Genomic DNA, 25,854 nt, shown 5'->3' with positions numbered 1-25,854 from the left:
ACCTACAGGCCCGACTCGTTGGTGCGGACCATGATCCGCCGGCAGTCCTCGCAGCGGACCACGTCGTCCGGCGCGGCCTTGCGGATCTGGGCCAGGTCGGCGCCGGACAGCTCCAACCGGCAGCCGCCGCAGCGACCCGCGGTGAGCAGCGCGGCGCCCAGACCGGTGTCCTGGCGGATCTTGTCGTAGAGGGTGACCAGCTCGCCCGGGAGGTCGTCGGCGAGCGGCTGACGGGCCCCTCGCTTGAACTCCTCCTCCTTGGCGATCTCGGCCAGCGCGTCGTCCCGGCGCTGCTCGGTGGTGGCCCGCTTCTCCCGGGTGTCGGCCAGCCGCTGCTCCACGCCGTCCAGCACGCCCTGCGCGGTCTCCCGCTGCTCCATCACCTCGAGCTCGGCGTCCTCCAGGTCACCCTGGCGCCGGTTGAGCGAGACCAGCTCGTGCTGGAGCGCCTCCAGCTCCCGGGCCGGGCCGGTGCCGGCGGCCAGCCGGTTCTGGTCCTTCTCCTTGCGGGCCCGGACCTGCTCGACGTCCTTCTCCAGCCGCGCGATGTCCCGGTCCAGGTCGTCGACCGCCACCTGGGCGCGGACCCGCTCGTCCTCCAGCGACGACAGCTCCCGGGCCAGCGCCTCCAGCTCGGCCCGCTCGGGCAGCGCGCGCCGACGGTGCGCGAGCTGGGCGAGGTTGGTGTCGATCGCCTGCAGGTCGAGCAGGCGGCGCTGCACCTGGGGGTCAGCCTTCACGGTCGGGCTCCTTGTCGTCCACAGCGGGTGCGGCGGCGTGTACGGTCCACGGGTCGGTGTCCAGGTCGGACACCAGCGTCTCGACGCCCAGCGCCTCCCGCAGGAGGGCCGCCAGGTCGTCCAGCCACGGTCGTTCGGTCGCCCAGTGGGCGGCGTCGATCAGGGCGGGGCCATCGGCCGCGACGTGCTCGCTGGCCGGGTGGTGCCGCAGGTCGGCGGTGAGGAACGCGTCCACCCCGGCGGCGGTCGCGGCACCGAGGAAGCTGTCCCCCGAACCGCCACTGACGGCGAGGGTACGAACCATACGCCCGGGATCCCCCGCAGCGCGAACTCCCCAGGACGTGACGGGGAGCACGGCGGCGGCGTGCCGGGTCAGCTCCGCGAGGCTCATCGGGCGGGGCAGCTCCCCGATCCGGCCGATGCCCCGGTCCTCGGCGTACGCGGGCGAGCCCGGCGCGGGCCGCTGCAGCGGGCGCAGCCCGGTCAGCCCGAACCGGACGGCGAGCGCATCGGAGACACCCGGGGACGCCACGTCGGCATTGGTGTGCGCCACGTAGAGCGCCACCCCGGCCCGGATCAGCTGGTGGATGATCCGCCCCTTGAACGTCGTCGGGGCGACCGAGGAGACACCGCGCAGCAGCAGCGGGTGGTGCGAGACGATCATGTCCGCGCCGGCGGCCAGCGCCTCGGCGACGGTCTCCGGCACCACGTCGACCACGCACAGCACCCGGCGGACCGGGGCGGAGGGCTCGCCGAGCACCAGCCCCACCCGGTCCCATTCCTCCGCCCAGACCGGCGGATAGCGCCGTTCCAGCTCGGCAACCACGTCGGCCACCGAGGGCGCGGATCCGCATACGCTCACGGCGGGCCAGCTTACCGGCGCGGGGGCCCTCGGGCGGCGACGCCCGGCCCGGCCGCGCCGGTAAGGCGACACCGGTCGGAAACGGCCAACGGGCTAGGCGGCGCTCCAGGAGACGGTACGCAGCGCGGCCAGCGGCATCGGCCAGGGGAACGCGTGCAGGTGCTGCTCGCCCGTTCCGGGCGGGTGCAGGGCGACCACGTGATCACCGAAGAGCACCGTGACGCCCCACTCGGCCAGCCGGGCCACGCCGGCCCGGAAGGCCGGATGGGCGGCCATCGCGGCATTCGTGTACGGCACCGCGACGATGGGCAGGCCCTTGCCCTGGGCCTCGACCAGCAGGCCCAGCGCCAGGGTGTCGGTGATCCCGGCCGCCCACTTGTTGACCGTGTTCACCGTGGCCGGGCAGACGATCATGGCGTCGGCCGGCGGCAGCACGTCCGGGTCGCCGGGGTTCTTGTAGTGCGTCCGCACCGGATGACCGGTCTGCCGGACCAGCGCGGGCTGGTCGACGAACTTCGCACCGTCGGGCGTGGCGACCACGCAGACCTCCCAGCCGTCCTGCTGGGCCAGGTCGACCAGGCGCCCGACATTCCGGGCCAGCGGCGAACCGCAGGCGATGACATAGAGCACCTCGCGGTGCTCGCTGGTGCGCTGCGAACCGGCCATCAAACCGGCTCCGCGCTCATACCCCAACTCCCATGTGCTCAGCCAACTCCGCTACCGGAGAAGGCGGCGCACCACGTGTGCGACGCAGGATGTCCGACATCACCTCGTGCGCGATCGGCCGGCAGCGGATCTCCGACGGAGCGAGCCGATCGCCGCGCAGCAGCATTTCGCCGGCGTTGGCCACGTCGCCGATCTGGGCGTACCCGCGGGCGATGTCGAGCAGGTGATGGGCACGGCGCTCGGGCAGCAGCGCGTTGAACGACGGCTCCACGATGCGCAGCTGGTGCACCTCCACCGCCCGGCCCCCGTCGCCCAGCTCCACCGCGGCGGCGGCCCGGTGCAACTCGACGTTGGTCGGGCCGAACGAGGTCCAGTAGTGGTTCTCGTCGCCGCCGAGCAGGTCGGCGGCCTCCTGGGCGACGTTGATCAGGTCGTCCACGGTGGTCGAGTCACCGATCCGCGAGGCGGCCATCGCCCCCTGGAGCAGCAACATCCCATAGACCGAGAGGCGGGCCGGGGTGACCTCGTTGGAGCCCCCCGGTGCGAGCCGGTTGGCGATGCTGACGTTCAGCTCCAGGGCCGGCCGGGCCCGGCCCATCGCGACCAGGGCGTTGCACACCCGGGTGGTGGCGATGCCGGCAAGCAGCGGATCGTCGGCCCGCTGGGCCACCGCCATCGACCGGTCCGCGGCCAGCCAGGCCAGCTCGCACTCGCCGAGTTTGCGCAGCACCGAGGAGGCGATCTGGTAGACCTGCCCGAGCAGGTGGGCCGCCTCCGGGGCCTGCGAACCACCGTGGCCGGCGTCGGCCGCCTGGGCGTCGCGCAGCAGCTTCGGCAGCGCCCGGGTGAGCATCCCGTAGCGGCCGTACTGGTAGGTGAGCCAGGCGTGGTTGACGGCCTTGCGCATGTCGTCCAGCGGTGGCGGGTACGGCGCGCGGTCGAAGTACGCGCTCATCGAGTCGTACCGCTCCAGGGCGGCTCGGATCTCCTGCACCTCGACCTGGTCGATGCAGTTGAGCGCGTCGGTGCGGCGCTCGGGATCCTTGCCCAGCAGCAGTTGCACATCCACCTGGAGGATGTCGGCGATCTCGTAGAGGACGGAGAACTTGTCCAGCCGGCGTACGCCCCGCTCGACCTTGTCCACCCAGCTCTTGGACTTGCCCAGCCGGTCCGCGAAGACCTGCTGGGACATCTTGCGTCGGCCCCGCCAGTAGGCCACTCGACGCCCTATGGGTAGCTCGTCCATCTGCCCATCCCTCCCCATAGCCGCCGCCGGGCCGTCGAGCCGGGGGCATTGTCCGCGGGTGCGGCGCTCTCGTTCATGTTCAGGTTTCCGCTGGTCGCACAGCATGTACGTCAGCCGTGAAGCCAGTCCTCGTACTTTTCGTGCAAGTTGCACGAGCCGTTCGTCAACCTCAACGATCGTGGGTTACGGCAGTGACGGTGCTCGACATGCGACCTGGCGATCGCCGGGCCCGACGAGGGGAGATGGCACACATGTGGGGGAACGTCGCACCGCGCGTCGCCGAACTGTCGCCACTGGAACGGGTCCGGCTCCGCCGGGTCGCCATGCGCTATGCCCTGCACGGCTGGGAGGTCACGCCCGGCGCCTGCCTGGCCCGCAGCCGGTTCGTGTGCGGCCGGGCCGGCTGTCCCACCGTCGGCTGCCATCCCGCGCTGGAGAACTGGGAGCTGGCGGCCAGCGCCGACCCGGCCCGGGTGGCCACCTGGTGGCGGACCCGCCCACACGGCATCCTGCTGCCCACCGGCCGGGCCTTCGACGTGCTGGAGGTGCCCGCCCACCTCGGCCGGCACGTGCTCGAAGCGGTGCAGACCCATCCGGCCGGCACCGGCGTACGCGGACCGGTGCTGGCCACCCCCACCGGGCGCTGGATGTTCCTGGTCCGCCCCGGCGACCCGCTGCGGCCGGAGCTGGAGCACTGCTTCCACGTGGTCCGGCACGGGCCGGGCTCGTGGATCCCGGCTCCGCCCACCCGGCTGCCCGAGGGGACCGTCCGCTGGGCCGTCGCCCCGGAGCAGGCCCGCTGGCAGCTGCCGGATTCCTACCTGGTGCAGAACACGGTGATCGAGGCGCTGCGCGCCTCCGGGGTGACGCTGGTCCCCGACCTGCTCCCCGGTCACCTGCCGCTGCCCCGGCGGGGCATGTGAACCGGCCCACCGAGAGGCTCGGCCAGACCATCCGATCCGGTGACCGACAGCGTCGCCGGCACGCGGGTCCTCGTTGTCAGGGGGACGGCGCGAACGCGCCTTGAGCGGGGGGAAGATGTCCACGGACGGCAGAGCACCTCATCCCGGCGGCACCGAACCGCCCCGACGTGGTCACCCCGGGCACCGCTGGGCCGGCACCCGCCCGTCCGGCTCGCGCCCCGGCCGCCCACGCCCCACCGGTTCCCGTCCCGCCGGCACCAACCGCCCACTGCGCTAGTCGGTCAGCGGAAGGTCGCTGGAGTGGTACTGGCGGGCGTCGTCGGTGACGACGGCGTAGGTGTGCTCGGCGAGGCGGTCCAGCCAGCCGATCCCGGCGGCTCCCATGGCCAGGGCCGCGGTGGCGTAGGCGTCGGCCACGCCAAGGTCGGTGCCGACCACGGTCACCGAACGCAGTCCGCCGGCCGGTGCGCCCCGGCGCGGATCCAGCACGTGCCGGCCCCGCTCGTACACGCCCGAGGTGGCCACGCCCAGATCGGTCCCGACGAGCACCAGGCAGGTCGCCATCGGGTCCCAGGGGTGCCGGATGCCGATCCGCCACGGCTCACCGGACGCGGAGCAGCCCCGGACCCGTACGTCGCCGCCGGCGTTCACGAAGTGGTTCGGCGCACCGGCGGCGAGCAGCCGGTCCGAGGCGACCTGCGCCGCCCAGCCCTTGACGAACCCGGACGGGTCGAGCCGGCCGGTGGCGTACGCGTCGAAGAACCCGTCGGTGGCACCCCACAGGTCGGCACACGCCTCCAACACGAACCGCAGGTCCGCCGACGCCTCGGAGAGCAACACCTCGCCCCGGTCGAAGCGGCACACCTCGCTGTCCGTCCGGTAGGTGCTGAACCGGGCGTCCACCTCGCGCATCCAGCCGAAGACCTGATCGGCCAGCTCGTGCAGGGTGGCCGGCGGCAGGTCGTCGGCGATCTCCAGGCTGATCGCCGTACCCATGATCTGCTCGACCCGGCGCAGCCCGGGGCGGGTCATCGCCGCCGGCACGTCAGAACGCCTGCTCGATCGCGGATCGCAGGGACTGTTTGTAGGCGTCGCTCGTCTCGGTGGCACCGGACACGGTGCTGAGGTTGGCGCTCTGCTTCTGCACCACCTCGCCGCCAGTGCCGTCGTACCTGCCGTGGACGTCGCCACTGTGGATGTCGGACTCGCCCCCGCTGGGCAGCGACAGCGAGATGGCCTCGACGATCCGGGTGCCGGAGACCACGATCTGCACCCGGACGAACCCGTAGGTCTGGGTGCTGTCCTTCGCCTCGAAGCCGGCGCCGGTGACCCGCCGGGTGGTCGGCTGGGGCGCCTTGGTGGTGGTCCGCGGCGCGGAGGGGGCCTTCGCGGTGGTGCGGGTACCCGACGGGCGGCCGGTGCTCTTGGTCGGCTTGGGCGACGTGGGCGCACCGGTGGTCACCGACGGCTCCGGCGCCGCGCCCGACGGGTCGGCGCTCGGGTCGACACCCTGCGGGGTGGGGTTGACCGGCTGCGAGGTGGGCAGGTTCTGGGCCACCGGGGCGGTGCCCGGCGAGCCCTTGAGCACCACCAGCGCGGTGGTGCTGGCGGCCAGACCAGTGATCGCGAGGAACGCGCGACGCATGTGATGCCTTCCTACAACTCGAAGGTGGCCAGGTGGATCTGCCGGCGGGGGACGCCGGCCCGGCGCAGCGCCCGCACCGACTGCTCGACCAGCCCGGGCGGCCCGCAGAGGTAGACGTCGCGGCGCGCCACGTCGGGCACCAGTTGACGCAGCCCGTCCGGGCTCATCAGCTGCCGGGGGCCGGGGTCGTCGCGGGAGCCGATCACGTACCAGACCGAGGTGTCCCGCTCCTGGGCCAGCCAGTCCAACTCCCGGCTGAGCAGCACGTCGTTCGGGGTACGGGCCCGGTAGATGAGCGCCGCGCCCGGCGGCAACTCCTCCAGCATGGCCCGGATCGGGGTGATGCCGCTGCCACCGGCGATCAGCAGCGCCCGCTCGCGCACCCGGTGCGCGGCGGTGAAGGTGCCCGAGGGGCCCTCGGCCCACACCCGGGTGCCCGGGTCCAGGTCGCGCAGGTCACCGGTGTGCGTACCCACCACCTTGACGGTGAGCCGCAGCCAGCGGCCGTTGGCCGCGGCGGAGACGGAGAACGGGTGCGACTGCCACCAGCAGCCCCGGGTGAGGAAGCGCCAGCGGAAGTACTGCCCGCCGAGCATGGCCAGCCGGTCCAGCCGCTCGCCGGTGAGGTAGATGGAGATGGTGTCCGGGCTCTCCGCGACCACGTCGGCGACCCGCAGTCGGTAGCGCAGGTTGAATGCCAGCGGCGCGAGCACCCGGCCCCCGAGCAGGGCGGCGACGACCAGCAGGTACATCGCGATCCAGCCGGTGCGCACCGGGCCGGGCCGGTAGAGCTGCGCGCCGTGGCTGAACTGGTGCCCGAAGCCGAGCAGCAGCACCAGATAGCTGGACTGGTGCAGCAGGTGCCACAGCTCGTAGGGCAGCGCCCGCCGGATGACCCGGATGCTGCTGAACCCGATCACCATCATGATGCCGGCGGCGACGAACGCCAGGACCATGTTGTCGTAGTCACGCAGCAGCGTGCCGACCTCGGCGAAGACCGAGTGTTTCCGCAGGTCGGCGTAGCCGACCAGGATCAGCGACAGGTGCGCCAGCACGGCGACCAGCAGGGTGGCGCCGACGTCGCGGTGCCAGCGGGCCAACTGCTCGCCGCCGATCCACCGCTCCAGCACCGACAACCGGCTCATCATCAGCACCTGCACCAGCAGCAGGTAGCCGGCGACCAGGCCGGAGATCCGACCCGCCGCGCTCACGGTGGCCGCCGTGGTCTTCAGCGAGCCCGCGGGGGTGCCCAGCCACCAGGGCAGCACGGCGGCGAGCAGGCCGACCAGCAGCAGCACGGCCAGCAGCCGCCGGCCGCCGGGTCCGCGCCGCGCCGGGATCTGCGGGGGTACGGGCGCAGCCGACCGGCCGCCGTGCCGGGACGAGGTCCCGGTGCGGCGGCCGGCGGCGTGGGTGTGCGAATGCGTCACGCGTACAGCTTCACGGGCTTGTAGGCCCGGTCGCTACCGGGGAAGAGCATCTTCTCCACCTGCGCGTTGGTCAGGCCGAACCGACCCTGCGCCACCGAGCCGTACACGTTGAACATGTTGTTGTACTCCGGCACGTCGCCGGAGTCCTGCTTGTCCTTGTCCAGGCCGTTCCAGGTGCCCAGCAGCGAGCTGGCCAGCTTCTTGCCGGAGAGCACGGTGACCACGCCGCCGTGCCCGTGGTCGGTGCCGCCCTTGTTGGAGCCGATCCGCCGACCGAACTCGCTGGACACCATGATCGTCACGTCGGCGGCCTGCGGGCCGAGGTCGGTGAAGAAGGCGGCCATCGCGCTGGCCAGCTCGCCCAGCCGGCGGTGCAGCTGGCCACCGTCCTGGGTGCCCTGGTTCTCGTGGGTGTCGTAGCCGCCCATGCCGACGGTGGCGACCCGGACGTTGGCGCCGCCCTTGATCAGCTGGGCGAGCTGCTGGAAGGCGTTGCCGATGCCCTCGTACTTGACGCCCGCGGCGGGCTGGTACGGCTTGGCGGCGAGCTTCTGCGCGGTGACCAGCGCACCCATGCCGTCCTGCACGGCCTCCTCGACCGGGTGGTTGATCCCGGTGAAGAGTCCCTTGATCGCCTTCTCGGTGGCGGCCCGGAACCGCTCGTCGCCGTTGAGCCGCAGCGAGCCGACGTTGTTCAGCGACAGCGCGCCGTTGTTGCCGACCAGCGAGCGGGGCAGCGTGCTGCCGATGCCGACGCCACGGAAGGCGGTGCCCTTGCCGAGGTTGTCGACCAGGTTGTCCAGCCAGCCCCGGCCGCCGGTCTCGTGCGGCAGTCCGCCCAGGTTGCAGGCGTCCGCGGCCTGGAAGTGGCTACGGGACAGCCGCTCGTCGGAGACGGCCGGGATGAACCCGAGCTGCCCGGCCTTGAGCCACTGCTCCAGCGGCTTGAACGCGCTGGTCAGCTTGAAGCCGCGGGCCAGGGCCAGCGAGTCGTTGCCGAGCAGCAGTTCGGGGCGGTCCTTGGTGAGCACCGGGTCGTTGTCCGGTGCGACCAGGCTCAGCCCGTCCAGCCCGCCGTAGAGGAAGACGTGGATCAGGGTGCCGGTCGGCGTCGCCGCGAACGACGCCGAGGTGGTGACGAACTGGGCGGTGGCCAGCGCGGTGGCGGTGGCCGCGGCACCGGCGACGAAGGTCCGCCGGGTGACGCCGCGACCGTCCTGCTGGGCCTCTTCCAGGTCCTCCAGGGTGCGGTAGCGGTCGGCCTCGGCGGCCTTCTCGGCGGCGACGATGTCGGCCTCCGCGCGCAGCAGGGCCTCGGTCGGGTTGTCGGCCAGCCGCCCCAGGTCGGGGCATTCGGGGTGCAGGGGGAAAGAGTTGTACACAGTCTTCTCCATCGGGTGCCTCACCGGAGGTGGTGCTGGGGGGACGCGAGGATCGCCCGCGCGACGGCGGTGATGGCCCCGTTGAACGTGGCATCGACCTTGGTGGTCGCCGAGACGCCGGCGACGCCGAGGATCAGGTTCTTCTCCCGGGCGGTGAGCTTCTGGTGGATCAGCCGCTGGGCGAGCGCGTCCACGTACGCCCCGGCGGTGGCCGGCGGCTTCGCCACCAGCTTCTCCGGCGCGGTGTACGTGAAGGAGGTGCGGTAGCCGGCGATGAGCTCACCGGCCTCGTTCCAGCCGTTGACCATGGTGCCGGCCGAGGTCCAGGCGACGTAGACGTCCGGGTAGCCGTCCGGGGTGGGCTGGCCCATCGGGTACTGGCCCAGCTCGCGCATCTTGTCCTGGATCTGCCGCAGGCCCCGGGCGTACGGGGTGCGCTTGTTGTCACCGTTGTCGTCCTTCGCGGACGCCTCCGGCGAGACACCCAGGGTGCGGTACGTGGCGGCCAGGTACTCCATCGGCCGGCGCACCTTCTGGCCTACCGCCGCCCAGAACTCCGAGGAGCTGAACAGCGCCATCAACACCGGCTTGATCATGCCGTTGTTGGTGGTGTACGTCTTGGCCAGCCGGTCCACCAGGGACTTCGGCGGGGTGTCCGAGACGAACCGGGTCGCCAGGCTCTGCGCCACGTACTTGGCGGTCGACGGGTGCAGCGCGATGTAGGTGATGTACTTGTCGATCGCCGCCTCGGCCTTCTTCGGGTCCGAGGAGTTGTTCGCGTGCGTGAAGCCGAGGATCTTCACCTTGCCGACGTAGTGGTCGTCGGCCTTGAAGACGTACTTGCCCTCGAAGTCGACGCCGCGGCCGGTCTGCAGCATGGCGGCCTGCCGGACGTCCGGCTCCTTGTAGCCACCGTCGACGCCGACCGAGTAGAGCTCCAGGTTCTCCCGAGCCAGGTTCTCGTTGATCGCGTCCTTGCGGGAGTCCTTCTGGTTGAGGTAGATCAGCAGCGCGGGGTGCTTGTTCGCGGCCACCAGCATCTCCGGGTAGCTGCCCAGCGCGTGCTTGCGAACGACGTCCTGGTCGAACGAGGTGCGGTACACCTCGCCACCGTCGAAGTCCGCGGCGACGTGCAGGAAGTCGTTCCAGAAGTCGACCATCACCTCGAACAGCTGACGCTTGGACCAGATCTGCCGGGCGATGGTGGCGTCCACCACCTCCCGGTCCGGCTGGGCGCCGCGCTCGTTGAGCTGGTCCCGCTGGGTACGCAGCTGCTGCACGGTGAGCGACTGGGTGGGCAGCTCGGCGATCTTCAGCTCGGCCTTGGTCGGCGCGATCTTCTCCGGCGCGAGCTGCGAGCGGATCCACGCGTCGATGCCCTGCGACTTGATGTCCGCCACGACCTGCGGGGTGACCCCGAAGGTGGTGCGCCGGGCCAGGTGCAGGATCGGGTCCTTGGCCAGCACCGTCTTGACGGTCACCTTGGTCGCCGCCGCGGCGGCGGCCGGGCCGGAGAAGGTCTGCCCACCGGAGGGCGCGTTCTTCTTCAGCGCCTCACCGGCCCGGGAGCCCATGTAGCTCTCGTTCTGCTCGGTGTAGGTACGCACCGTGCTCGGCTGCTGGCCACTCGGCCGCGCCGCGGTGCCGTCGGTGACGGTGGCGCCGGTCGCGTCGCCGGCCGCCTCGTCACCGAAGAGGTCCCGGAACTGCGAGGTCATGGCGAGCGCCGCGCCGCCAGCCACGACGGCGGCGGTGCCACCGAGCGCGACCATGGCCTTGCGCCGGCCGACCTTGCGGCCCGGCTCGTCGTCATCGTCCAGAGTGGGGAGTCCAGCGCCGGCCGAACGGGCCGGGGCCGGGCGGCCGAGACCCTCCGGGCCGACCCACTGCGGCCCGCGCGGGCCGGGGGCGGGCTGTCCGGCGTGCGCGTACCCGTCGGCGTACTGCTCGCGCGGGTCGGTCTGCGCCGAGTAGCCGCCCTGGTAGGGGTGGGGCGTGTCGTACCCGTACGGCGCGGACGAGGTGTGGTCGCCATACCCGTCCGGGGTGTGGTGCTGACGTCCGTCCCAACCGCGGTCGTCCCGCGGTCGACGTGGTGGCACATTCTGGTCGGCCATGTACCAATCCCGATTTCTGATGAGCGCCGAAAGCTGCGACCGGGCAGGTGCGGCAGGTGCGGCGACTGTTGCCTGAGGGGGTTGCTACGGCAAGGTAACCAAGGGCTGAGAACCCTTCAAGGCGGGCTGAACGCCCTCGTGAGGGCACTTAAGACACCGCTCAGTGCCGCCCCGGTGCCGGGCCGGGTGCCGGAGCCGGGCGCAGACCTTCCCAGCAGGGCCGACGCACGTCACCCGGGGACGGAGGGGCCCCGAGTGTCGTACGTGCCACTTTCCACGCCGTTCAGCACCACAGACAAACTTAAGGTTCGGCTAAGCCGGACGTGAGGTGACCTCAGGTCGAGGAAAGTAGCAGGAGCGGGTGAGCGTGAGCCGCCGTCGCAGCGGGTATGCCGCCGAACCGCTGGACGCGTGAGGGGAAGGCAGCGCCATGCTCAGCAAAGAGGATCAGCGCAGGTTCGACCAGATCACCCGTCAGCTCAAGGAGAGTGACCCGGCCTTCTTCGCCCGGCTCGACCATCGGGTCCGGGCCCGTAGGGGCCGCTATCTGATGTTGTTGACCATCGTGCTGTGGGCGTCGCTGCCGGCGATGACCGTGTTCGCCGGCCGGCTGGCCGGTGCGATCTGCGCGGTGGTGCTGGTGGCCAACGCCGCGATCATGTGGCGGTTCCGCCGCCGCTGGACGTGACCGTTCACCGGTCGGACGGTCCGAACGCCCGGTACGCCCGGCGCAGCCGTTCGAGCAGCCCCGGGCCACCGATGGCCGGTGCCGGCGGGCCGAGCTGGCGCAGCAGGAGATCCGGCCCGGTCGCCAGCCTCGGCGGCCGGTCGGGCAGGGGCACGGGCGGTAGCCAGAACCGGTCCACCGCGTCGGCCAGCGGCATCGCCGACAGCCCGGCGAGCACGCGAGCCGCCCCGGCCGGCCCCACGAGCTCCACATCGGACTGTGGCCCGCCCGGCTCCGGGACGGTCGATCCGGCGTCCTCGCCCGGCAACGCGCTGACCGGGTCGCCCGGCACCGGTACGCCGGTGGCCTCGGCCCGTAGGGCGCGGAGCTGGTCGAGCAACTCGGCGCGCGACCGGCCGCGCCAGTGCAGCAGCTCGAACGGGTCCGCGTCGAACGCCTCGGCGAGCAGATAGAACGTCGCCGCGAGGTGCTTGCACGGCACCGCGAAATCGGGACAGCTACACCGTTGGGTCAGCTCACCGACTCCGGCCGGAAACAGCGGCGCGCCGGAGGCGGCGAACAGCTCCTCCAACTCGTCGGGAAGGTCACCGGCGAGTAGCCGGGCGCTGAAGAACGCCTGGCCGGCCAACTCCTTCTCGACCCGGGCCCAGAGCGCGGGCGGGAACGGCGTGAGCTTGATGGAGACCTGGTACGGCTGTGCGCGGGAGCCCTGCACCACGGCGCTGACCAGGCCGGGCGTGATGTCGAGCCGAAGCACCTGACCGGCGCGCGCGTACGACCGGCCCCGGGTCAGCCGGGTGCCGAGCGCGAACGACTCCAGCACCTCCAGGAAACGTCGGGACCACCAGGACCGACCGATCGCGCCTCGGGCGCTGCGCGCCCGCAGGCCACCGTCGACCCGGCGAGGGCGCCCGTAGTCGGCGAACCTGTCGGTCACTCCACCACCGCCCCGGCCTCCAGGGCGAACAGCTCACGGAGCTGACCGGTGGACAGCTCGGTGATCCACTGTTCGCCGGTGCCGACCACCCGCTCGGCGAGGTTGCGCTTGTCGGCGATCAGCGCGGCCACCTTCTCCTCCACGGTTCCGGCGCAGACGAACTTGCGTACCTGCACCCGCCGACGCTGCCCGATCCGGAACGCCCGGTCGGTGGCCTGGTCCTCGACCGCCGGATTCCACCACCGGTCCACGTGCACCACGTGGTTGGCGGCGGTCAGGGTGAGGCCGGTACCGCCGGCCTTGAGCGAGAGTACGAACAGCGGTGGCCCCTCGTCCGACTGGAACCGCTGCACCATGGCGTCCCGCTCGGCCTTGCCGAGCCCGCCGTGCAGGAACAGCACCTCCCGGCCGAACCGCGCCGACAGGTGACCGCGCAGCATCGCGCCGAACTCGGCGTACTGGGTGAACAACAGCGCCCGCTCCCCCGCCGCCAGCACCTCCTCCAGGATCTCGGTCAGCCGGGCCAGCTTGCCCGAGCGGCCCTCCAGCGGCGAACCGTCCCGCAGGAGCTGGGCCGGGTGGTTGCAGACCTGCTTGAGCCGGGTCATGGTGGCCAGCACCAAACCGCGCCGTTCGATGCCGTCGCTCGACTCGATCCGGGCGAGCATGTCGTCGACCACCACCCGGTACAGGGCGGCCTGCTCCGCGGTGAGGTTGCAGAGCACCTCCATCTCCAGCTTCTCCGGCAGGTCGGAGATGATCGACGAGTCGGTCTTGAGTCGGCGCAGCACGAACGGGCCGGTGATCCGGCGGAGCCGCTCGGCCGCCTCGGCGTCGCCGTTGCGCTCGATCGGCTCGGCGAACCGCTTGCGGAACGTCGCCGCCGGGCCGAGCAGACCGGGGTTCGCGAACTGCATGATCGACCAGAGGTCGGCGAGCCGGTTCTCCACCGGCGTACCGGTCACCGCGACCCGCTGCCGTGCGGGCAGCGCACGGACCGCCTCGGCCTGCCGGGTCGAGGCGTTCTTGATCGCCTGTGCCTCGTCCACCACCACCCGGTGCCAGTCGATGCCGGCCAGGTCGACGGCGTCGCGGGCAGCCACCGAGTAGGTCGTCAGGACCAGGTCCGCGCCGTGCGCGGCCGCGGTGAACTCCGCCCCCCGGGCCCGCTCCGCCCCATGGTGTACGTGCACACGCAGACCCGGGGTGAACCGCGCCGCCTCCCGCTGCCAGTTGCCGACCAGCGACATCGGACAGACCAGCAGGGTCGGCCCGGCCTCCGGCGGGTCCCCGGCCAGCAGCGCGAGCAGTTGCACGGTCTTGCCCAGCCCCATGTCGTCGGCGAGTACGCCGCCCAGGCCGAGCGACCGCAGGAACGCCAGCCAGGCCAGCCCACGCCGCTGGTACGGCCGCAGCGTGCCCTGGAACGACGGCGGCGGGTCCATCGGCGTGAGCCGTCGCTCGACCGCACCGGCGAGCAGGTCGCCCAGCGCACCGTCGGCGGTGACCTCCAGCACCGGCAGCGCCCCGGTGTCCTCGCCGTCGGCCAGCCCGAGGCGGAGCAGGTCGGCGACGGTCAGCTCACCGGCCGAACGCAGCAGACGCAGCCCGGCGGCCAGCCGGCCCGGGTCCAGCTCCACCCACCGGCCACGCAACCGCACCAGCGGGGTCTTCACCTCGGCCAGCGCGGCCAGTTCCTCGGCCGACAGCGGCTGGTCGCCGAGCGCCACCTCCCAGCGGTAGTCGACCAGGGCGTCCAGCCCGACCCCGGCATCGGCGCCGGCCACCGTGCCGGGCGCGGTCCGGCTGCGGGCGCGCAGTCGGGCGCCCAACCGCGCCGACGGGCGTTGCCACCAGGACGGCAGCAGCACCCCGAAGCCCGCGGCGTGCAGCACCGGCGCGCCCTCGCTGAGGAACCGGTGCGCGCCGTCCACGTCCAGGTCCATCGCCTCGGGAGCGGCGGTACGCAGCGCGACGTCCAGATCCGGCCAGAGCCGACTGGCTCGGCCCAGCTCGGCGAGCAGCGTCTCCTGTGGGCTGGCCGTGCGGCCGGCCAGCCCGCCGAGCGTCTGCGGTGCCCGCCAGACCTGCCCGGCGTCGACGTGCAGGCCCGGCTCGTCGGCCGCCTGCAACCCGAACTCCAGCCGCCACCGCCCAGCCCCGACCGGGTCCACACCGGTCAGCGAGTCCCCGACCAGCTCGCCCGCGAGCACGCCGCCCTCGGCCGGGCCGGGCGGTTCTGTGGCCGGGTGGGGGCGGGTGGCCAGGATCGGCTCGGTGACCTCGTCGGGGGCCGGTTCCACCAGGCGGAAGCTGGCTCGGACCGGGCCGCCGGCGGCGTCGCGCTGCCAGGCATCCAGTTCGGCGCGCAGGGTGGCCAGCGCGGCCGGATCGAGGGTGAAGTCCCGGTGCGGGCCGGCCAGCGCGGCCAGCCAGGCCGGTGCGGGCCCGCCCGGCCGCAGCCCTCGGGCCAGGGTGGTGGACGCGAGTGCGGCGCGAGCGGCGGCGTCGGTCAGCGCGTCCAACGCGTCCGCGACCAGCGCACCGGCCGTCATCTCGACCGCTTCGATGGCGGCCCCGATGGCGGCCGGCGTGGTAGCGGCCGGCGTGGTGATGACCGGCGTGATGGCGGCCGGCGTGATGGCGGCGAGCGTGGTGACGGCCGGCCCACCAGCGGCAGGCCTGGTGGCGGTCGGCCCACCAGCGGCACGCCTGGTGGCGGCCGGCAGAGCGGCGGCGGCTCGGGCGGTGCGGGCGGCGGCTCGGGCGGCCGGCGGCAGGGCCAGCGCCAACGACCGCGCCCAGGCGGCGTCGGTGCCGGTCAGCAGCGGCCGCCAGACAGCCTGCGCCGACTCCGGGGCTGCGGCCTTCCCCGTCGGCCTCGCGGCCGCCGGCCGGCCCGCCGGCTCGGCCACACCAGCACCAGCACCAGCACCAGCACCAGCACCAGCACCAGCACCAGCAGTGTCCGCGCGGACCGACGCGCTGACACCGGGTAGCACGCGACCCCGGGCCACCAGGTCGACGGCGAAGTCGGCCAGCTCGGCGAGGTGGCGCAGGGTGGCCCCGGGCACCGCCGGAAGGTCGTCCAGGGCGCGTAGGAGCGGCAGTGCGTCGTCCGGGGCGTACACCAGGACGGGCACCCGCCACCCGGCCAGGGTGAGCCGGCCGCGGGCCGGGGGTGCGACGTCGGTCCGGATCAACTCGGGTGAGTCGGTCGGCGCGCCGGCCCGGGTCGGGAGGGTGAGCAGCGCGGTGTCCGGGCGGGTGGGTTCCGCGACCTCGGCCAGCGCGGCGGCCAGTTCGGCGTGCCCGGCGGCGAAGGGATGTGGGCGCTCCCGGGGCGCCCGGCCGGGGCGCGGCGCGACGGCCGGGGCGGCGCTGTCCTCGGCCCAGATCGCGAGGCCGGCGGTCGAATCGTCGCCGGGCAACCACAGCCCGTGGATGACCAGCACCTGTTCCCCCTCGTCGCCGCCCGCGCCCAGGATAGGCGGCACAGGTGGACCAGCGTCGGTGCCCATCGGCCGACGCGCGCGCCGCCCGCGTTCGGGGGTCGGCCGCCGGAGGGCCGAGGGGGCTAGCGTCGGCACCATGTTCGATCTGTTGGTGCTCGGTGGGCTCGGGGTGGATGTACGGGTCCGGGTGCCCGCGTTGCCGTTGCCAGCCGCGGACTCGCACGCCGTCGAGCCGATCGAGCTGCGTATCGGCAACACCGGTGCCGGGGTGGCGCTGGCCGGCCGGGCGCTCGGCCTCAAGGTGCGAGTCGTCGACACCCTCGGTGCCGACCCGGCCGGCGATCTGGTCCGTACGGCGCTGAGCAGGGCCGGGGTGCCGGCGGTGCTGGCCGAGGGCCGGGCCGGCACCCGGCGGTCGGTGAACCTGGTCGATCCGGGCGGGCGGCGTACGTCGTTGTATGACCCGCGGCCCTGGCAGGGTGGCGCGCCGTTCGAGGCGACGGAGTTGGCCGAGCTGGTCCGCGAGGCACGGCACGTCCACCTCTCGATCATGGACTGGACGGTGCCGTTGCTCCCCGCCGTGCGGGCTGCGCTGCCGGCCGGCGTGCTGCTCTCCACCGACCTGCACGACTGGGACGGCGCGAACCCCTACCACCGCCCGTTCGCCGAGGTCGCCGACCTGATCCTGGTCAGCGGGGTACGCCTGGCCGATCGGGCCGCGTCGGTCGCCGGGGCGCTGGCACCTCGTACCGTCGTGGTGACCCGGGCCGCGGACGGCGCCGAGCTGTACCTGGGTGACGGCACTGCGGTGCCGGTGCCGCCCGCGACCGCGCCGGGGCCGGTGGTGGACACCAACGGGGCGGGGGACGCCTTCGCGGTCGGGCTGATCGCCGGCCGACTGCGCGGCCAGCCGTTGCCGGAGGCGGCCCGGTACGCGGCCCGGGTGGCCGCCGCGGCCTGCACACATGACGGCATGGAGTATACGGCGGGCCTGCTGCCCACCGGGTGACGACGACCGGCCACGCGGGCTCAGACCGCGCCGGTGTCACCGTCGGTCAGCTCGCGCAGGATGTCGGCGTGCCCGGCGTGCCGTGCGGTCTCCTCGATCATGTGGATCAGGATCCAGCGCTGCCGCGCTATCCGCTGCGCAAGGCTGGCGTGGCGGGCAGGATGGGCGCATGGCCTCAACCGTGCAGATCGTCCTGGTCGGTGGCGCGGCGGACGGGCACACCGTCACCGCCGAGTTGGACAGCAACGGCCGTCCGCCGCTAACCCACCACCATCTCGGGTCCGGTGGGCTGGCCGAGGCGCAGATCTACGAGCTGGAGTCCGCCGGCGAGGACGCCCGCGAGTGGCGGTACCGGTGGACCGGCCCGGCCGTGTGATCGCCGGCCTCAGGCCCGGGTGAGGGTCTTGTTGCGCAGGCTGTCCAGGACGCCGCGGGTGACCTCGGAGGTGCCGCGGGCCTGCTCGCAGACCTCGGCCACCCGTCGGGCGGTGGCCTCGGCGCGCTGCTCCCGCTCGTCCCAGAGCCGGTCGACCTCCGCCAGCAGTGGGCCCTCGACCTCCCGCTCCACGCCGCGCAGCGCCGGCACCCCGAGCCGCTGGGCCAGGTCGAAGACCTTGCCGGCGTACGGCAGGGGCAGGAACGGTGTGCCGACCATCGCCGCGAAGATCAGGAAGTGCAGGCGCATGCCGACGGCCAGGTCGAAGTGGCGCATCAGCCCGAGCACCTGCTCCGGCGAGTAGGTGCCGTGCAGGATCCGCCCCCGATCGGCGGCCACCATGTGGGACAACACCCCGTGGGCATGCCGGATGTCGTCGCGTTCCATCGGCACGAACAGCACGTACGCGTCGATCCGGTGCACCAGGAAGTCCCCGATCTGGGCCAGCAGGCGGTGGTAGCCGTCCACGTCGAGCCGCTCGGCGGCCCGGCCCGGCTCCCGCACGCTGATCCCGACCAACCGTTGGCCGGCCGGCACCCCCTCCTCGGCCAGCAGGTGGGCGGGGAAATCCGCCGGCTTGAGCAGGAACGCCGGGTCCGCGGTGACCGTGATCGGGTTGAGCAGACCGGCCTCCTCCAGCACCATCCGGGACTCCTGGTCCCGGACGGTCAACTGGGTGGCACCGGAGAGCGTCTCGCGGACCATCCCGGTGTCCACCGCGTCGCTCAGCGGCCCGACCCCCACCGCGTACGTGATCAGCGGCAGCCCGCGTTCCTGGGCCACCCGGACCACCCGCAGGTAACGGCGGGCCTCCCGGTCGTAGAGGATCCCGCCGCCACCGAGGATGAGCAGGTCGAGCTGGGCCAGGACCAGGGCGGACTCGGTACGGCTGACGCCCTCCCAGGGCACCGCCTCGACGTCCGGGTGGGCGAGTCGGGTGTGTTCGGGGTGGCGGGAGAAGACGATGATCCGGGCGTTGGGCTCCTGCGTACGCAGATCGGTGAGCAGGCCGGTGAGAATCGCCTCGTCGCCGAGGTTTCGGCCACCGTACGAGCCGAGCACACCGATGGTCAGTCCGGCGTCATGCGTCATCCGTCGCTCCTCCCCGGGGTGCGGTCCGGGCCGGGTTCCCGCTGGCCCGGTGAACAGTCCTGACCGCCGGACCGGCCCGAGGCGGAGCGCGTCTTCCCCGGCGGCTCAGCCGGCGGGTTCGATCCGCTTGGACATCTGCTGGGCCATCACCTCGAAGCCCAGGCTCCGGTAGAGGCCGATCGCCACGGTGTTCGTACCGAAGACGTTCAGCCCCAGCTCGGGCACCCCGAGATGGGCCAGTTCCACCTCGATGAGCTGGATCATCCGGCGGGCGTAGCCGCGTCCCCGGTGTGCCGGATACACCTCGATGTTGTGGATCCAGCCCCGCTGTGAACCGGTCGTGTCGGTCGCGCCGACCGCCCCGGGCACGGTCACCCAGATCCAGCCGACCTCGGCGTCACCGAACCGGGCCAGCCGCAGCAGCACGCCCTCGGTGGCCGCGCCCGCCGGCAGCAGTTCCCGCAGCTGGTTCGACGACCGCTCCCGGGCCGCCGCCGGGGTCATCCCCCGGTGCGCCACCATGTCCTCGGCGTAGTGCTGCTCCAGTGTCCCCAGTAACGGGGCCAATTCCTGCTCGGTCATCGCCGTGAGCGTCAGCTCCACCATTGCTCCCTCACCGTCGGGGTCGAGCGGGTAGTACAGCAAGGCGTGCCCGGACGTGCCACCCCGATTCGTCGCGGGCGGCCACGGCGTGCGCGGCCCGGCGATGATGGCGGGGTGCGGATCGCCCACGTCAGCGACAGCCATCTCACCAATCCCGAGGGGGTGGCCACCTCGGTCGGCACCACCGTGGCGCTGCTGCGTGCCGCCGGCCACCAGGTCGTCCTGCACTGTCCCGGGCCGCTGTCCCGGCGGCGGCGCCGCGCCGGCGAGGTGCCCTCGGTGGCGGTGCCCACCCGGCCGTACCGGCTGGCACCGCCCCGGCCGCCGGCGGCGCCGGTCGACGTGGTGCACGTGCACACCACCGGACCACTCGGCGTCGCCGGCCTGCGGTGGGCCGCCGCGCGGGGCGTACCGACCGTACTGACCTGGCACACCGACCTGATCGCGTACGCGGCGCACTATCCCGAGGTGCCGATCGGTGCCGCGTACGCCGGGCTGCGGCTGGGCCTGCCCTGGCGGGTGCGGGACCTGTGGGCGCTGGCCCGTCCCGGGCCCGGCCGGCAGGCCCGGCTGGCGGCGCTCGGTGAGTGCCTGCTGGCACACACCAGCGTGCTGGTCGCCCCGTCGGCGAAGACCGCGGCGATGATGGCGCCGATGGCGGGGCGTACCCCGATCGTGGTGTTGCCGACCCCGATCGCCGCGCCGGACGCGGACGCCGACGACCGGCGGCGGCTGCGGGCCCGGCTGGGCATCGCGCCGGACGTGCCGGTGCTGCTCGCGGTCGGCCGCGCCACGGCGGAGAAGAACCCGGAGCTGCTGCTGGCCGCGTTCGCCCAGGTCCGGCGCGAGCTGCCGGCGGCTCGGCTGGTGCTGCTCGGAGCACGGCGGCACCGGCTCGCCGTCCGTCGGGCGGCCCGCCGGCTCGGCGTCGCCGACGCGCTGCACCTGCTGCGCCCGGTTCCGCGCCATGAGGTCGGCGCCCACTACCGGGCGGCCGACGTGCTCGCGTTCGCCTCCGCCACCGACACCCAGGGCCTGGTGCTCGGCGAGGCCGAGGCGTACGGGCTGCCGGTGGCCATGGTGGACGCGGCGCTCGCCGAGCGGCCCGGCACCGGCACCACCCGGCCGATCGCCGAGCCCACCGCGGCGGCGTTCGGGGCGTTGCTGACCCGGCTGCTCACCGAGCGGGACCTGCGCGCCACGGTGATCCACGACGGCCGGGAGGCCGTGACGGCCTGGTCCGGGTCGCGCTACCTGGCCGAGTTGACCGCGCTGTACGCGACACTGCCGCCGGTCACCGCGGCGGACGCGACGACAGCCGCCCCACCTGGGCCAGCACCAGCGGGAGGTGCCATCCCCGGGGCGCGGCGAGGTGACGGGGCGACCAGACCGGCGCGAACTTCGCCTTGAACCGGCGCAGCCCACGGAAGCGGTACCAGCGCTCACCGTGCCCGTACACCAGCCGACCCAGCCGGCACAGCGGGTCGGTGCCGGTCAGCCCGGACAACGGGGCCAGCCCCAGCTCCACACTGGTCAGACCTCGATCCCGGGCGGCGTGCAGCACCTCGACGAGGAGATGGTCCATCGCCGTCGGCGGCGCGTCGGGGTGGTACCGCAGCAGGTCCACGCCCCACCGGTGCGGTGTCGGCAGCAGCGCCACGAAGGCCACCACCCGGGCCCGTTGCCGGAGCACGGCGACCGGCAGTTGCGCCAGGTAGCCGGGGACGAACCCGCCGAGCGAGAACGACATGTCCGGCCGCCCGGCCAACCAGGCGTCAGAGACCGGGCGCAGCTCGTCGAGCAGGTCCGCGCCCGGCTGCACCGCGAAGGACAGGTTGTCGTGGCGGGCCAGCCGCCGCCAGTTGCGCCGCAGCGCCCCACGCGCCGGCCCGGTCAGCGTGAAGTCGGCCAACGGCACGCTCGCCGACTCCCCCACCGGATGCACGGCGAGCCCCAGCCGGCGCAGCTCGGGCAGCAGCGCGTCACCGACGTGGTAGACCGCCGGGCGTCGGCCCGCCCGCCGCGCCGTCGCGCAGAAGTCGGCCAGCAGCTCGTACCGCTCGGCGGCCGGCCCCACCGGCGGGCCGAACGCGATCCACGAGCGGCCACACACCCCGTACATCAGGAAGCTGGCCCCGGACGGCGAAAAGTGGAACCGCTTGTCGCCGAGCAGCGCGAGCGCCGAGTCCGGCTCCCGATCGGCGTCGGCGGCCAGGATCGCGCGCACCCGGGGCGCCTGCTCGTCGTGGCGTCCGTCGATGCGGCGATGGTAGCGTCCGCCGGGTGTCCGGGCGGGTCCTGCGGGTGAGCGCCGGCGCGGTGGTCGCCGTCGGGCTGGTCCTCTCGATGATCGCCGCCCGCGACGAGCCCGTCGAGCTGCTGTTCTATTTCACCGTGCAGGTCAGCGCGGCCTACCTGGTGGCGCTGCTGGCCGGCGCGGGCGATCGGCTGCGCACCGCGCTCACCGTCTACCTGGTCGGCGTCGCCCTGGTCTTCGTCCTGGTGCTGGCCAACCCGTGGAGCGGCTACGCCATGGTGGCGACCGCCGACGCCCGGGGGCCGGTCTCCGACGCCGGCAACCTCCTGCTGCACGCGGTGGCGCCGCCGTTGGCCGCCGCGGAGTGGCTCACCCGCCGTCCCCGGCAGGCCCTACGCCGGGGGTACGCGGTCAGCCTCCTCGCCTATCCCCTGGTCTGGCTGACGGTGATCCTGATCCGGGGTGCCCTGGGCCACGACGAGGACCGCTACCTCTACCCGTTCCTCGACGTGCCGCACCTCGGCTACCCCACGGTCGCCCTGAACGCGTCGGTCTTCGGCCTGACCCTGCTCCTGCTGTCCCTGACCGCCGTGCACCTGACCCGCCCCGCCCCCGGCGCGGGCACGGCTGACTAGGGGGTGATCGGGGTCGGATCCAGGTGGTGGGCCAACTGCGACAGGTCGTCGAGGCGCAGGTCGCCGTCGAGCCCCTTGAGGGCCGCGGTCAGCGCGCCGGCCGCGCGTCCGGCCTGGAGTCCCACCTCGGCGTCCTCGACGACGAGGCAGCGTACGGCGGGCACGTCGAGCAACTCGGCGGCCCGCAGGTAGCCCTGCGGATCCGGCTTGCCCACGCTGACGTCCTGCACCGTGACCAGCACCGGCGGGACGATGCCGGCAGCACCGAGCCGGGCCTGCGCCAACCGGACGTCGGCGCTGGTCACCACCGCCCAGGGCATCCCCAACCGGGCCAGCGTGGCCAGCAGCTCGTGTGCACCCGGGGTGGCCGTCACGTCGGACAGATCGTCGTACTGCAGCTCCAACTGCCGTGCCGACGCCACGTCGACCGCGCTCTCGTCGAGCCCGGGCAGGAGCCGGCGAATGGTCTGGTCGGCGGGACGGCCGTGCGCGATCGCCAGCGCCGCCCCAGCCTCGACGCCGTACTCGGCTGCCCAGCTTCGCCAGGCCCGCTCCACGGCCGCGTCGGAGTCGACCAGGGTGCCGTCCATGTCGAACAGCACCGCGTCGATGCCTGCCAGATCCACGATCACACGCCCCCTCATACTCGTGTCCCGAGGATATGGCGGTGCCGAGGTGGCCGCCGGCCAGGTGCCGCCGTCGCGTCCGGGACCACGCCCGGCCTCAACCATTTCCGGGACGACAGACGTCTCTCCTGGCGAGGGGGTGGGCATGACCGAGACGTTCCACGAGTTCGTGGTGCAGACCGCCCTGGCCCGTACGTATCGGCACTGGCGGCGCATCCGCGACGGCGACCCCGAGGCGTACGTGCGGCGGGTCATGTACCACCAGCAGGTCTCCTGGTGATCGGCACCGTGAAGCGGCACGCCCATGACGCGCTACGCCGACTCCGAGCCATCGCCCCTGACCTGGTCGACGCCACAGCGGAGAGGAGCACCCGATGACCGCCCGCCTCCGCGACGCACTGCACGGCACCGCCGACGGCGTGCCCGCGTACCCCGTCTACGAGCGTGCCCTGGCCACTGCCCGCCGGTCCCGTCGCCGTCGGACCGCCGCCGCTGTCGGCGCGGTGGTGCTGCTCGCGTTGGCCGGTGTGACGGTGCCGGTGACGCGTACCCCTGCCCTCGACCCCGCCGCGACGGACGCCGCGCTGCCCGACCGGATCGGCCTGCCGCCGATCGGCACGCCGCACGCCACCGACCGACCCCGGCTCGGGCCGGCCTCGGTCATCTTCAGCGGGACGGCACCACGACTGCGCGGCTGGAACGACGCGAGCATCGTCGGGGTGGTCAGCGCGGCCTCCGACCGCTACCGGATCCTGCCGGCGGGCAGGGACGCGTCGGCGGGCGAGACGGTCCGGCTCTCCCCCGACGGTCGGCATCTGGCACGGCCGGACGGGGACCAGGACCACCCGGGGGTCGACGTCGTCGACCTGGTCACGGGGCGGACCCGGCACTTCAGGTCCACCGTCACCGACACCGTGCGGAGCACACCGGTCGGCTGGTCCGCCGACGGCGCTTCGTTGGTCGTCCGCGACGAGGCACCGGTCGCCTTCGACGGGGCCACCTACACGTCGGTTCTGAACGTGGTCACGCTGGACGGCGGGCGGTGGACCAGGCTCGCCGGCGGCGCGCAGGAAGCGCACTTCGGCGCTGCCGTCGCCGCCGCTCCGGGTCGTCTCGCCTACCAGTACGGGCGCACGGTCGCGGTGACCGACCTGCGGGGTCGGGAGATCTCCTCGTTCGCCCTGCCCGACGAGACCTGGCTGGCCGGCAAGGGCGCATGGCGGCCGGACGGTGCGACGTTGACGCTGGCCACCCGGCGGCTGGAGGCCGACGAGTGGACCCTGCGCCAGGTCGACCCCGCCACCGGGCGGGACGTCGGTCCGCTGCGCCTGCCCGCCGTGTCCGGCGTGGTCGCCATCCGGCTGCTCGGCTGGGCACCGGACGGGTCGGCGCTGGTCGCGGCGTTCGAGCCCGACCCCCTCGCCCCCGATCCGCCACTGGAGGAGCAGACCGACCCGCCCACAGCGGACCAGCGCGTGGGCGGCGTACGGCTGCTGGCGCTCACGCCCGGCGCCGCCACGCCGAGGACCGTACTGACCGCCCCGGACCAGGTGCTCGCCGTCGACGTCGCCGACCAGGTGATCCGCGGCGGACGCGTGCGCGACGCGCAACCTCCCGGTGGGGTGGGCCTCCGGTTCTGGCTGTGGGCGGGGCTCTTCACGGTGCTGATCGCCGCGGCGGTGACGCTGCGCGCTCCCGTACTGCGGTGGGTCAGGCGGTGGCGTCGACCTGGTGGGTGAGGAACTCCAGGACCGCGGCCGGCAGGGCCGGTGCGCTGACGATGTCGTAGTGGGTGTGCCCGGGCAGCACGGCCAGCCGGGCGGCCGGACGGTCGGTGCCGTCCCAGCCGGGGTCACGGTGCCCGCCGCCGAGCAGCCCGTAGAACTCCGCCATGTGCGTGGTCGGGATCGAGTCGGCGTCGGCGAACACCAGCAACGTCGGTATCGCCAGCCGGGCCACCTCGTCGGACCAGTCGTAGGCGCGGCGCAGCAGGTCGCCGCTCTTGGCCCAGAGCCGGGGCCAGTCCTGCGGGCGCGGGGCGATCCGCTGGTAGAGCTGGTGTGGCGGCGTGCCGCGCATCTGCTCGCCGACCCGCTCGTCCTGGGCCGCCATCGCGGCCAGCACCTCCGGATACCAGCCGGTCTGCCGACACGGCGTGGAGACCAACACGAGTCGGCGTACCAGCGCCGGGTGCTGGATCGCGGTACGCAGCGCGACACCACCGCCCAGCGAGTAGCCCAGCAGCTCCGCCGAGGGCAGGTCGAGGTGCCCGAGCAGCGCGGCGACGTCGTCGGCCAACGTCTCGTAGAGCAGCGGGCGGTCGACGTCGGCGGTGCGCCCGTGGGCCTGCAGGTCGACCGCGATGACCCGCCGACGCCGGGCCAGCGCCGGCATGATCGGGACGAACATCTCCGTCGACCCGTAACCGCCGTGCAGCAGCACCAGCGGGCGGCCGTCGCCGTGCGACTCGTACCAGAGCCGCAGCCCGTTGACGTCCGCGTAGCTCACCCGGAACCCCCGCTCCTCGGCGTCACCCGTCCCGATCCAACACCGCCTGCACGGCAGCGACGAACGAAACCCGGCGATTCGTGCGTTCCTCGATGGCGGCCAGCCAGCGCTCCCGGTGCCGGTCGCGGAGTGGCCCCACCCCGGCGCCCGGCTCGCCGCCGAGCCGCCGCTGGTCGGCGTACTCGGTGGTGACGCTGGTCAGCACGGACCGGCCGGCCGCCGCGACCTGCGCCGGGCCCTGAAGCAACACCAGGTTGTACGCCTCGTCCACGGCGCGCATCGCCGCGTACGTCTCGTCGTAGCCGGACGGCGGCTCGTCCCCACCGGCCTCGACCCACCGTCGGTCCAGCGACCGGTACGCCTGGTCACAGGCGCCGAGGAACCCGACGTACGCCTCGCGCCGCAGCTCATCACGGCGCGTGCTCCGCCGCTCGGTGGCCTCCTGTCCGGCCACGGCGAGTTGGTGGGCCAGTTGTCGGCGGGTGCTGAGCGCGCCGACCAACCCGGTCAGGGCCGCAGCGGCCAACGTGGACAGTGAGGTGATCAGCGCGACGGCGACGGTGTCCTGCACGCGCCCATCATCGCGTTGCCCGGGAC

At 73.4% G+C, this 25,854-nt stretch carries 25 protein-coding genes and 1 pseudogene; 8 read left to right on the top strand and 18 right to left on the bottom strand.

Going from position 1 to position 25,854, the window contains the following annotated elements:
- Positions 1 to 2: 2 nt before the first annotated feature.
- The 4 genes from ACFQGL_RS03410 to ACFQGL_RS03395 all read right to left on the bottom strand — a co-directional run bounded on the left by ACFQGL_RS03410 (position 3) and on the right by ACFQGL_RS03395 (position 3,514).
- Positions 3 to 740 (bottom strand): zinc ribbon domain-containing protein, encoded by a 738-nt coding sequence (locus tag ACFQGL_RS03410; RefSeq protein ID WP_377505134.1) that lies wholly within the window; start codon positions 738 to 740, stop codon positions 3 to 5.
- Complete coding sequence (locus ACFQGL_RS03405) at positions 730 to 1,566, bottom strand: Nif3-like dinuclear metal center hexameric protein (protein WP_377505989.1); 837 nt, start codon at positions 1,564 to 1,566, stop codon at positions 730 to 732. Before ACFQGL_RS03405 ends, ACFQGL_RS03410 begins: the two co-directional genes overlap by 11 nt.
- Positions 1,567 to 1,695: 129 nt before the next feature.
- Positions 1,696 to 2,268, bottom strand: coding sequence for a flavoprotein (locus ACFQGL_RS03400; protein WP_377505131.1), 573 nt, complete (start codon positions 2,266 to 2,268; stop codon positions 1,696 to 1,698).
- A gap of 16 nt (positions 2,269 to 2,284) precedes the next feature.
- Positions 2,285 to 3,514 (bottom strand): helix-turn-helix domain-containing protein, encoded by a 1,230-nt coding sequence (locus ACFQGL_RS03395; RefSeq protein ID WP_377505128.1) that lies wholly within the window; start codon positions 3,512 to 3,514, stop codon positions 2,285 to 2,287.
- A gap of 251 nt (positions 3,515 to 3,765) precedes the next feature.
- Between ACFQGL_RS03395 and ACFQGL_RS03390 the strand changes: the two genes are divergently transcribed.
- The gene (locus ACFQGL_RS03390; RefSeq protein ID WP_377505986.1) at positions 3,766 to 4,437 is read left to right on the top strand and encodes a bifunctional DNA primase/polymerase; all 672 of its coding nucleotides are present in this window, start codon (positions 3,766 to 3,768) and stop codon (positions 4,435 to 4,437) included.
- Positions 4,438 to 4,710: 273 nt separating this feature from the next.
- Here the strand turns inward: ACFQGL_RS03390 and ACFQGL_RS03385 are convergent, their stop codons facing one another.
- Genes ACFQGL_RS03385 through ACFQGL_RS03365 form a run of 5 tightly spaced genes read right to left on the bottom strand, consistent with a single transcriptional unit; the run spans position 4,711 to position 11,011 of the window.
- Positions 4,711 to 5,433, bottom strand: coding sequence for an FAD:protein FMN transferase (locus ACFQGL_RS03385; RefSeq protein WP_377505983.1), 723 nt, complete (start codon positions 5,431 to 5,433; stop codon positions 4,711 to 4,713).
- Between the two features lie 49 nt (positions 5,434 to 5,482).
- Complete coding sequence (locus ACFQGL_RS03380) at positions 5,483 to 6,082, bottom strand: FMN-binding protein (protein WP_377505125.1); 600 nt, start codon at positions 6,080 to 6,082, stop codon at positions 5,483 to 5,485.
- Between the two features lie 11 nt (positions 6,083 to 6,093).
- Positions 6,094 to 7,512 carry a ferredoxin reductase family protein gene (locus tag ACFQGL_RS03375; RefSeq protein WP_377505122.1) on the bottom strand — a complete coding sequence of 473 codons (1,419 nt, stop codon included), beginning with the start codon at positions 7,510 to 7,512 and terminating at the stop codon, positions 6,094 to 6,096.
- A complete protein-coding gene (locus ACFQGL_RS03370) occupies positions 7,509 to 8,906 on the bottom strand; it encodes a DUF1501 domain-containing protein (protein ID WP_377505119.1) in 1,398 nt (465 codons plus the stop codon). Before ACFQGL_RS03370 ends, ACFQGL_RS03375 begins: the two co-directional genes overlap by 4 nt.
- Positions 8,907 to 8,914: 8 nt before the next feature.
- Positions 8,915 to 11,011, bottom strand: a complete 2,097-nt coding sequence (locus tag ACFQGL_RS03365) for a DUF1800 domain-containing protein (protein WP_377505116.1) — start codon at positions 11,009 to 11,011, stop codon at positions 8,915 to 8,917.
- 430 nt (positions 11,012 to 11,441) lie between these two features.
- Here ACFQGL_RS03365 and ACFQGL_RS03360 point away from each other — a divergent pair, with 430 nt between their 5' ends.
- Positions 11,442 to 11,699 carry a DUF3040 domain-containing protein gene (locus tag ACFQGL_RS03360; protein WP_377505113.1) on the top strand — a complete coding sequence of 86 codons (258 nt, stop codon included), beginning with the start codon at positions 11,442 to 11,444 and terminating at the stop codon, positions 11,697 to 11,699.
- 4 nt (positions 11,700 to 11,703) lie between these two features.
- Here ACFQGL_RS03360 and ACFQGL_RS03355 read toward each other — a convergent pair whose 3' ends face one another.
- The gene (locus ACFQGL_RS03355) at positions 11,704 to 12,636 is read right to left on the bottom strand and encodes an SWIM zinc finger family protein (RefSeq protein WP_377505110.1); all 933 of its coding nucleotides are present in this window, start codon (positions 12,634 to 12,636) and stop codon (positions 11,704 to 11,706) included.
- Positions 12,633 to 16,091: an SNF2-related protein gene (locus ACFQGL_RS03350; RefSeq protein ID WP_377505980.1), complete on the bottom strand. Its 3,459-nt coding sequence runs from the start codon at positions 16,089 to 16,091 to the stop codon at positions 12,633 to 12,635. Before ACFQGL_RS03350 ends, ACFQGL_RS03355 begins: the two co-directional genes overlap by 4 nt.
- Before the next feature lie 136 nt (positions 16,092 to 16,227).
- Here ACFQGL_RS03350 and ACFQGL_RS03345 point away from each other — a divergent pair, with 136 nt between their 5' ends.
- Positions 16,228 to 17,100, top strand: a complete 873-nt coding sequence (locus ACFQGL_RS03345; RefSeq protein WP_377505107.1) for a carbohydrate kinase family protein — start codon at positions 16,228 to 16,230, stop codon at positions 17,098 to 17,100.
- Positions 17,101 to 17,120: 20 nt separating this feature from the next.
- Here ACFQGL_RS03345 and ACFQGL_RS03340 read toward each other — a convergent pair whose 3' ends face one another.
- Entirely contained in the window at positions 17,121 to 17,279 is a 159-nt protein-coding gene (locus tag ACFQGL_RS03340; protein WP_377505104.1) for a mycothiol transferase, read from the bottom strand.
- Here ACFQGL_RS03340 and ACFQGL_RS03335 point away from each other — a divergent pair.
- Complete coding sequence (locus ACFQGL_RS03335) at positions 17,270 to 17,476, top strand: hypothetical protein (RefSeq protein WP_377505101.1); 207 nt, start codon at positions 17,270 to 17,272, stop codon at positions 17,474 to 17,476. The genes ACFQGL_RS03340 and ACFQGL_RS03335 overlap by 10 nt on opposite strands.
- Before the next feature lie 9 nt (positions 17,477 to 17,485).
- On the opposite strand, the gene ACFQGL_RS03330 is transcribed toward ACFQGL_RS03335, so the two are convergent.
- A complete protein-coding gene (locus ACFQGL_RS03330; RefSeq protein ID WP_377505098.1) occupies positions 17,486 to 18,628 on the bottom strand; it encodes a polysaccharide pyruvyl transferase family protein in 1,143 nt (380 codons plus the stop codon).
- Between the two features lie 105 nt (positions 18,629 to 18,733).
- Positions 18,734 to 19,375: a GNAT family N-acetyltransferase gene (locus tag ACFQGL_RS03325; protein ID WP_377505095.1), complete on the bottom strand. Its 642-nt coding sequence runs from the start codon at positions 19,373 to 19,375 to the stop codon at positions 18,734 to 18,736.
- On the opposite strand from ACFQGL_RS03325, the gene ACFQGL_RS03320 reads away from it, so the two are divergent.
- A complete protein-coding gene (locus tag ACFQGL_RS03320) occupies positions 19,346 to 20,641 on the top strand; it encodes a glycosyltransferase (protein ID WP_377505092.1) in 1,296 nt (431 codons plus the stop codon). The two genes, ACFQGL_RS03325 and ACFQGL_RS03320, sit on opposite strands and share 30 nt — an antisense overlap.
- On the opposite strand, the gene ACFQGL_RS03315 is transcribed toward ACFQGL_RS03320, so the two are convergent.
- On the bottom strand, positions 20,526 to 21,458 hold the full coding sequence (locus ACFQGL_RS03315; protein ID WP_377505089.1) for a GNAT family N-acetyltransferase: 933 nt from the start codon (positions 21,456 to 21,458) through the stop codon (positions 20,526 to 20,528). The two genes, ACFQGL_RS03320 and ACFQGL_RS03315, sit on opposite strands and share 116 nt — an antisense overlap.
- A 56-nt stretch (positions 21,459 to 21,514) precedes the next feature.
- Between ACFQGL_RS03315 and ACFQGL_RS03310 the strand changes: the two genes are divergently transcribed.
- Complete coding sequence (locus tag ACFQGL_RS03310) at positions 21,515 to 22,123, top strand: Pr6Pr family membrane protein (RefSeq protein ID WP_377505086.1); 609 nt, start codon at positions 21,515 to 21,517, stop codon at positions 22,121 to 22,123.
- Here the strand turns inward: ACFQGL_RS03310 and ACFQGL_RS03305 are convergent.
- A complete protein-coding gene (locus ACFQGL_RS03305) occupies positions 22,120 to 22,749 on the bottom strand; it encodes an HAD-IA family hydrolase (protein WP_377505083.1) in 630 nt (209 codons plus the stop codon). The genes ACFQGL_RS03310 and ACFQGL_RS03305 overlap by 4 nt on opposite strands.
- Before the next feature lie 163 nt (positions 22,750 to 22,912).
- Between ACFQGL_RS03305 and ACFQGL_RS03300 the strand changes: the two are divergent.
- Together ACFQGL_RS03300 and ACFQGL_RS03295 are read left to right on the top strand one after the other, a co-directional pair.
- Positions 22,913 to 23,026 (top strand): annotated as a pseudogene (locus ACFQGL_RS03300) (SigE family RNA polymerase sigma factor); the annotation flags it as partial.
- A gap of 97 nt (positions 23,027 to 23,123) precedes the next feature.
- The gene (locus tag ACFQGL_RS03295) at positions 23,124 to 24,488 is read left to right on the top strand and encodes a TolB-like translocation protein (RefSeq protein WP_377505080.1); all 1,365 of its coding nucleotides are present in this window, start codon (positions 23,124 to 23,126) and stop codon (positions 24,486 to 24,488) included.
- Here ACFQGL_RS03295 and ACFQGL_RS03290 read toward each other — a convergent pair.
- Together ACFQGL_RS03290 and ACFQGL_RS03285 are read right to left on the bottom strand one after the other, a co-directional pair.
- Complete coding sequence (locus ACFQGL_RS03290) at positions 24,460 to 25,257, bottom strand: alpha/beta fold hydrolase (RefSeq protein ID WP_377505077.1); 798 nt, start codon at positions 25,255 to 25,257, stop codon at positions 24,460 to 24,462. The two genes, ACFQGL_RS03295 and ACFQGL_RS03290, sit on opposite strands and share 29 nt — an antisense overlap.
- Positions 25,258 to 25,279: 22 nt before the next feature.
- Complete coding sequence (locus tag ACFQGL_RS03285; protein ID WP_377505072.1) at positions 25,280 to 25,828, bottom strand: hypothetical protein; 549 nt, start codon at positions 25,826 to 25,828, stop codon at positions 25,280 to 25,282.
- Between the last annotated feature and the right edge of the window lie 26 nt (positions 25,829 to 25,854).

The sequence above is a fragment of the Micromonospora vulcania genome, assembly GCF_042658605.1.
In the GTDB taxonomy this organism is placed as follows: domain Bacteria; phylum Actinomycetota; class Actinomycetes; order Mycobacteriales; family Micromonosporaceae; genus Micromonospora; species Micromonospora vulcania.
The sequence above is the reverse complement of the archived record's forward strand: the minus strand, read 5'-3'. Positions and strand labels throughout refer to the sequence as shown.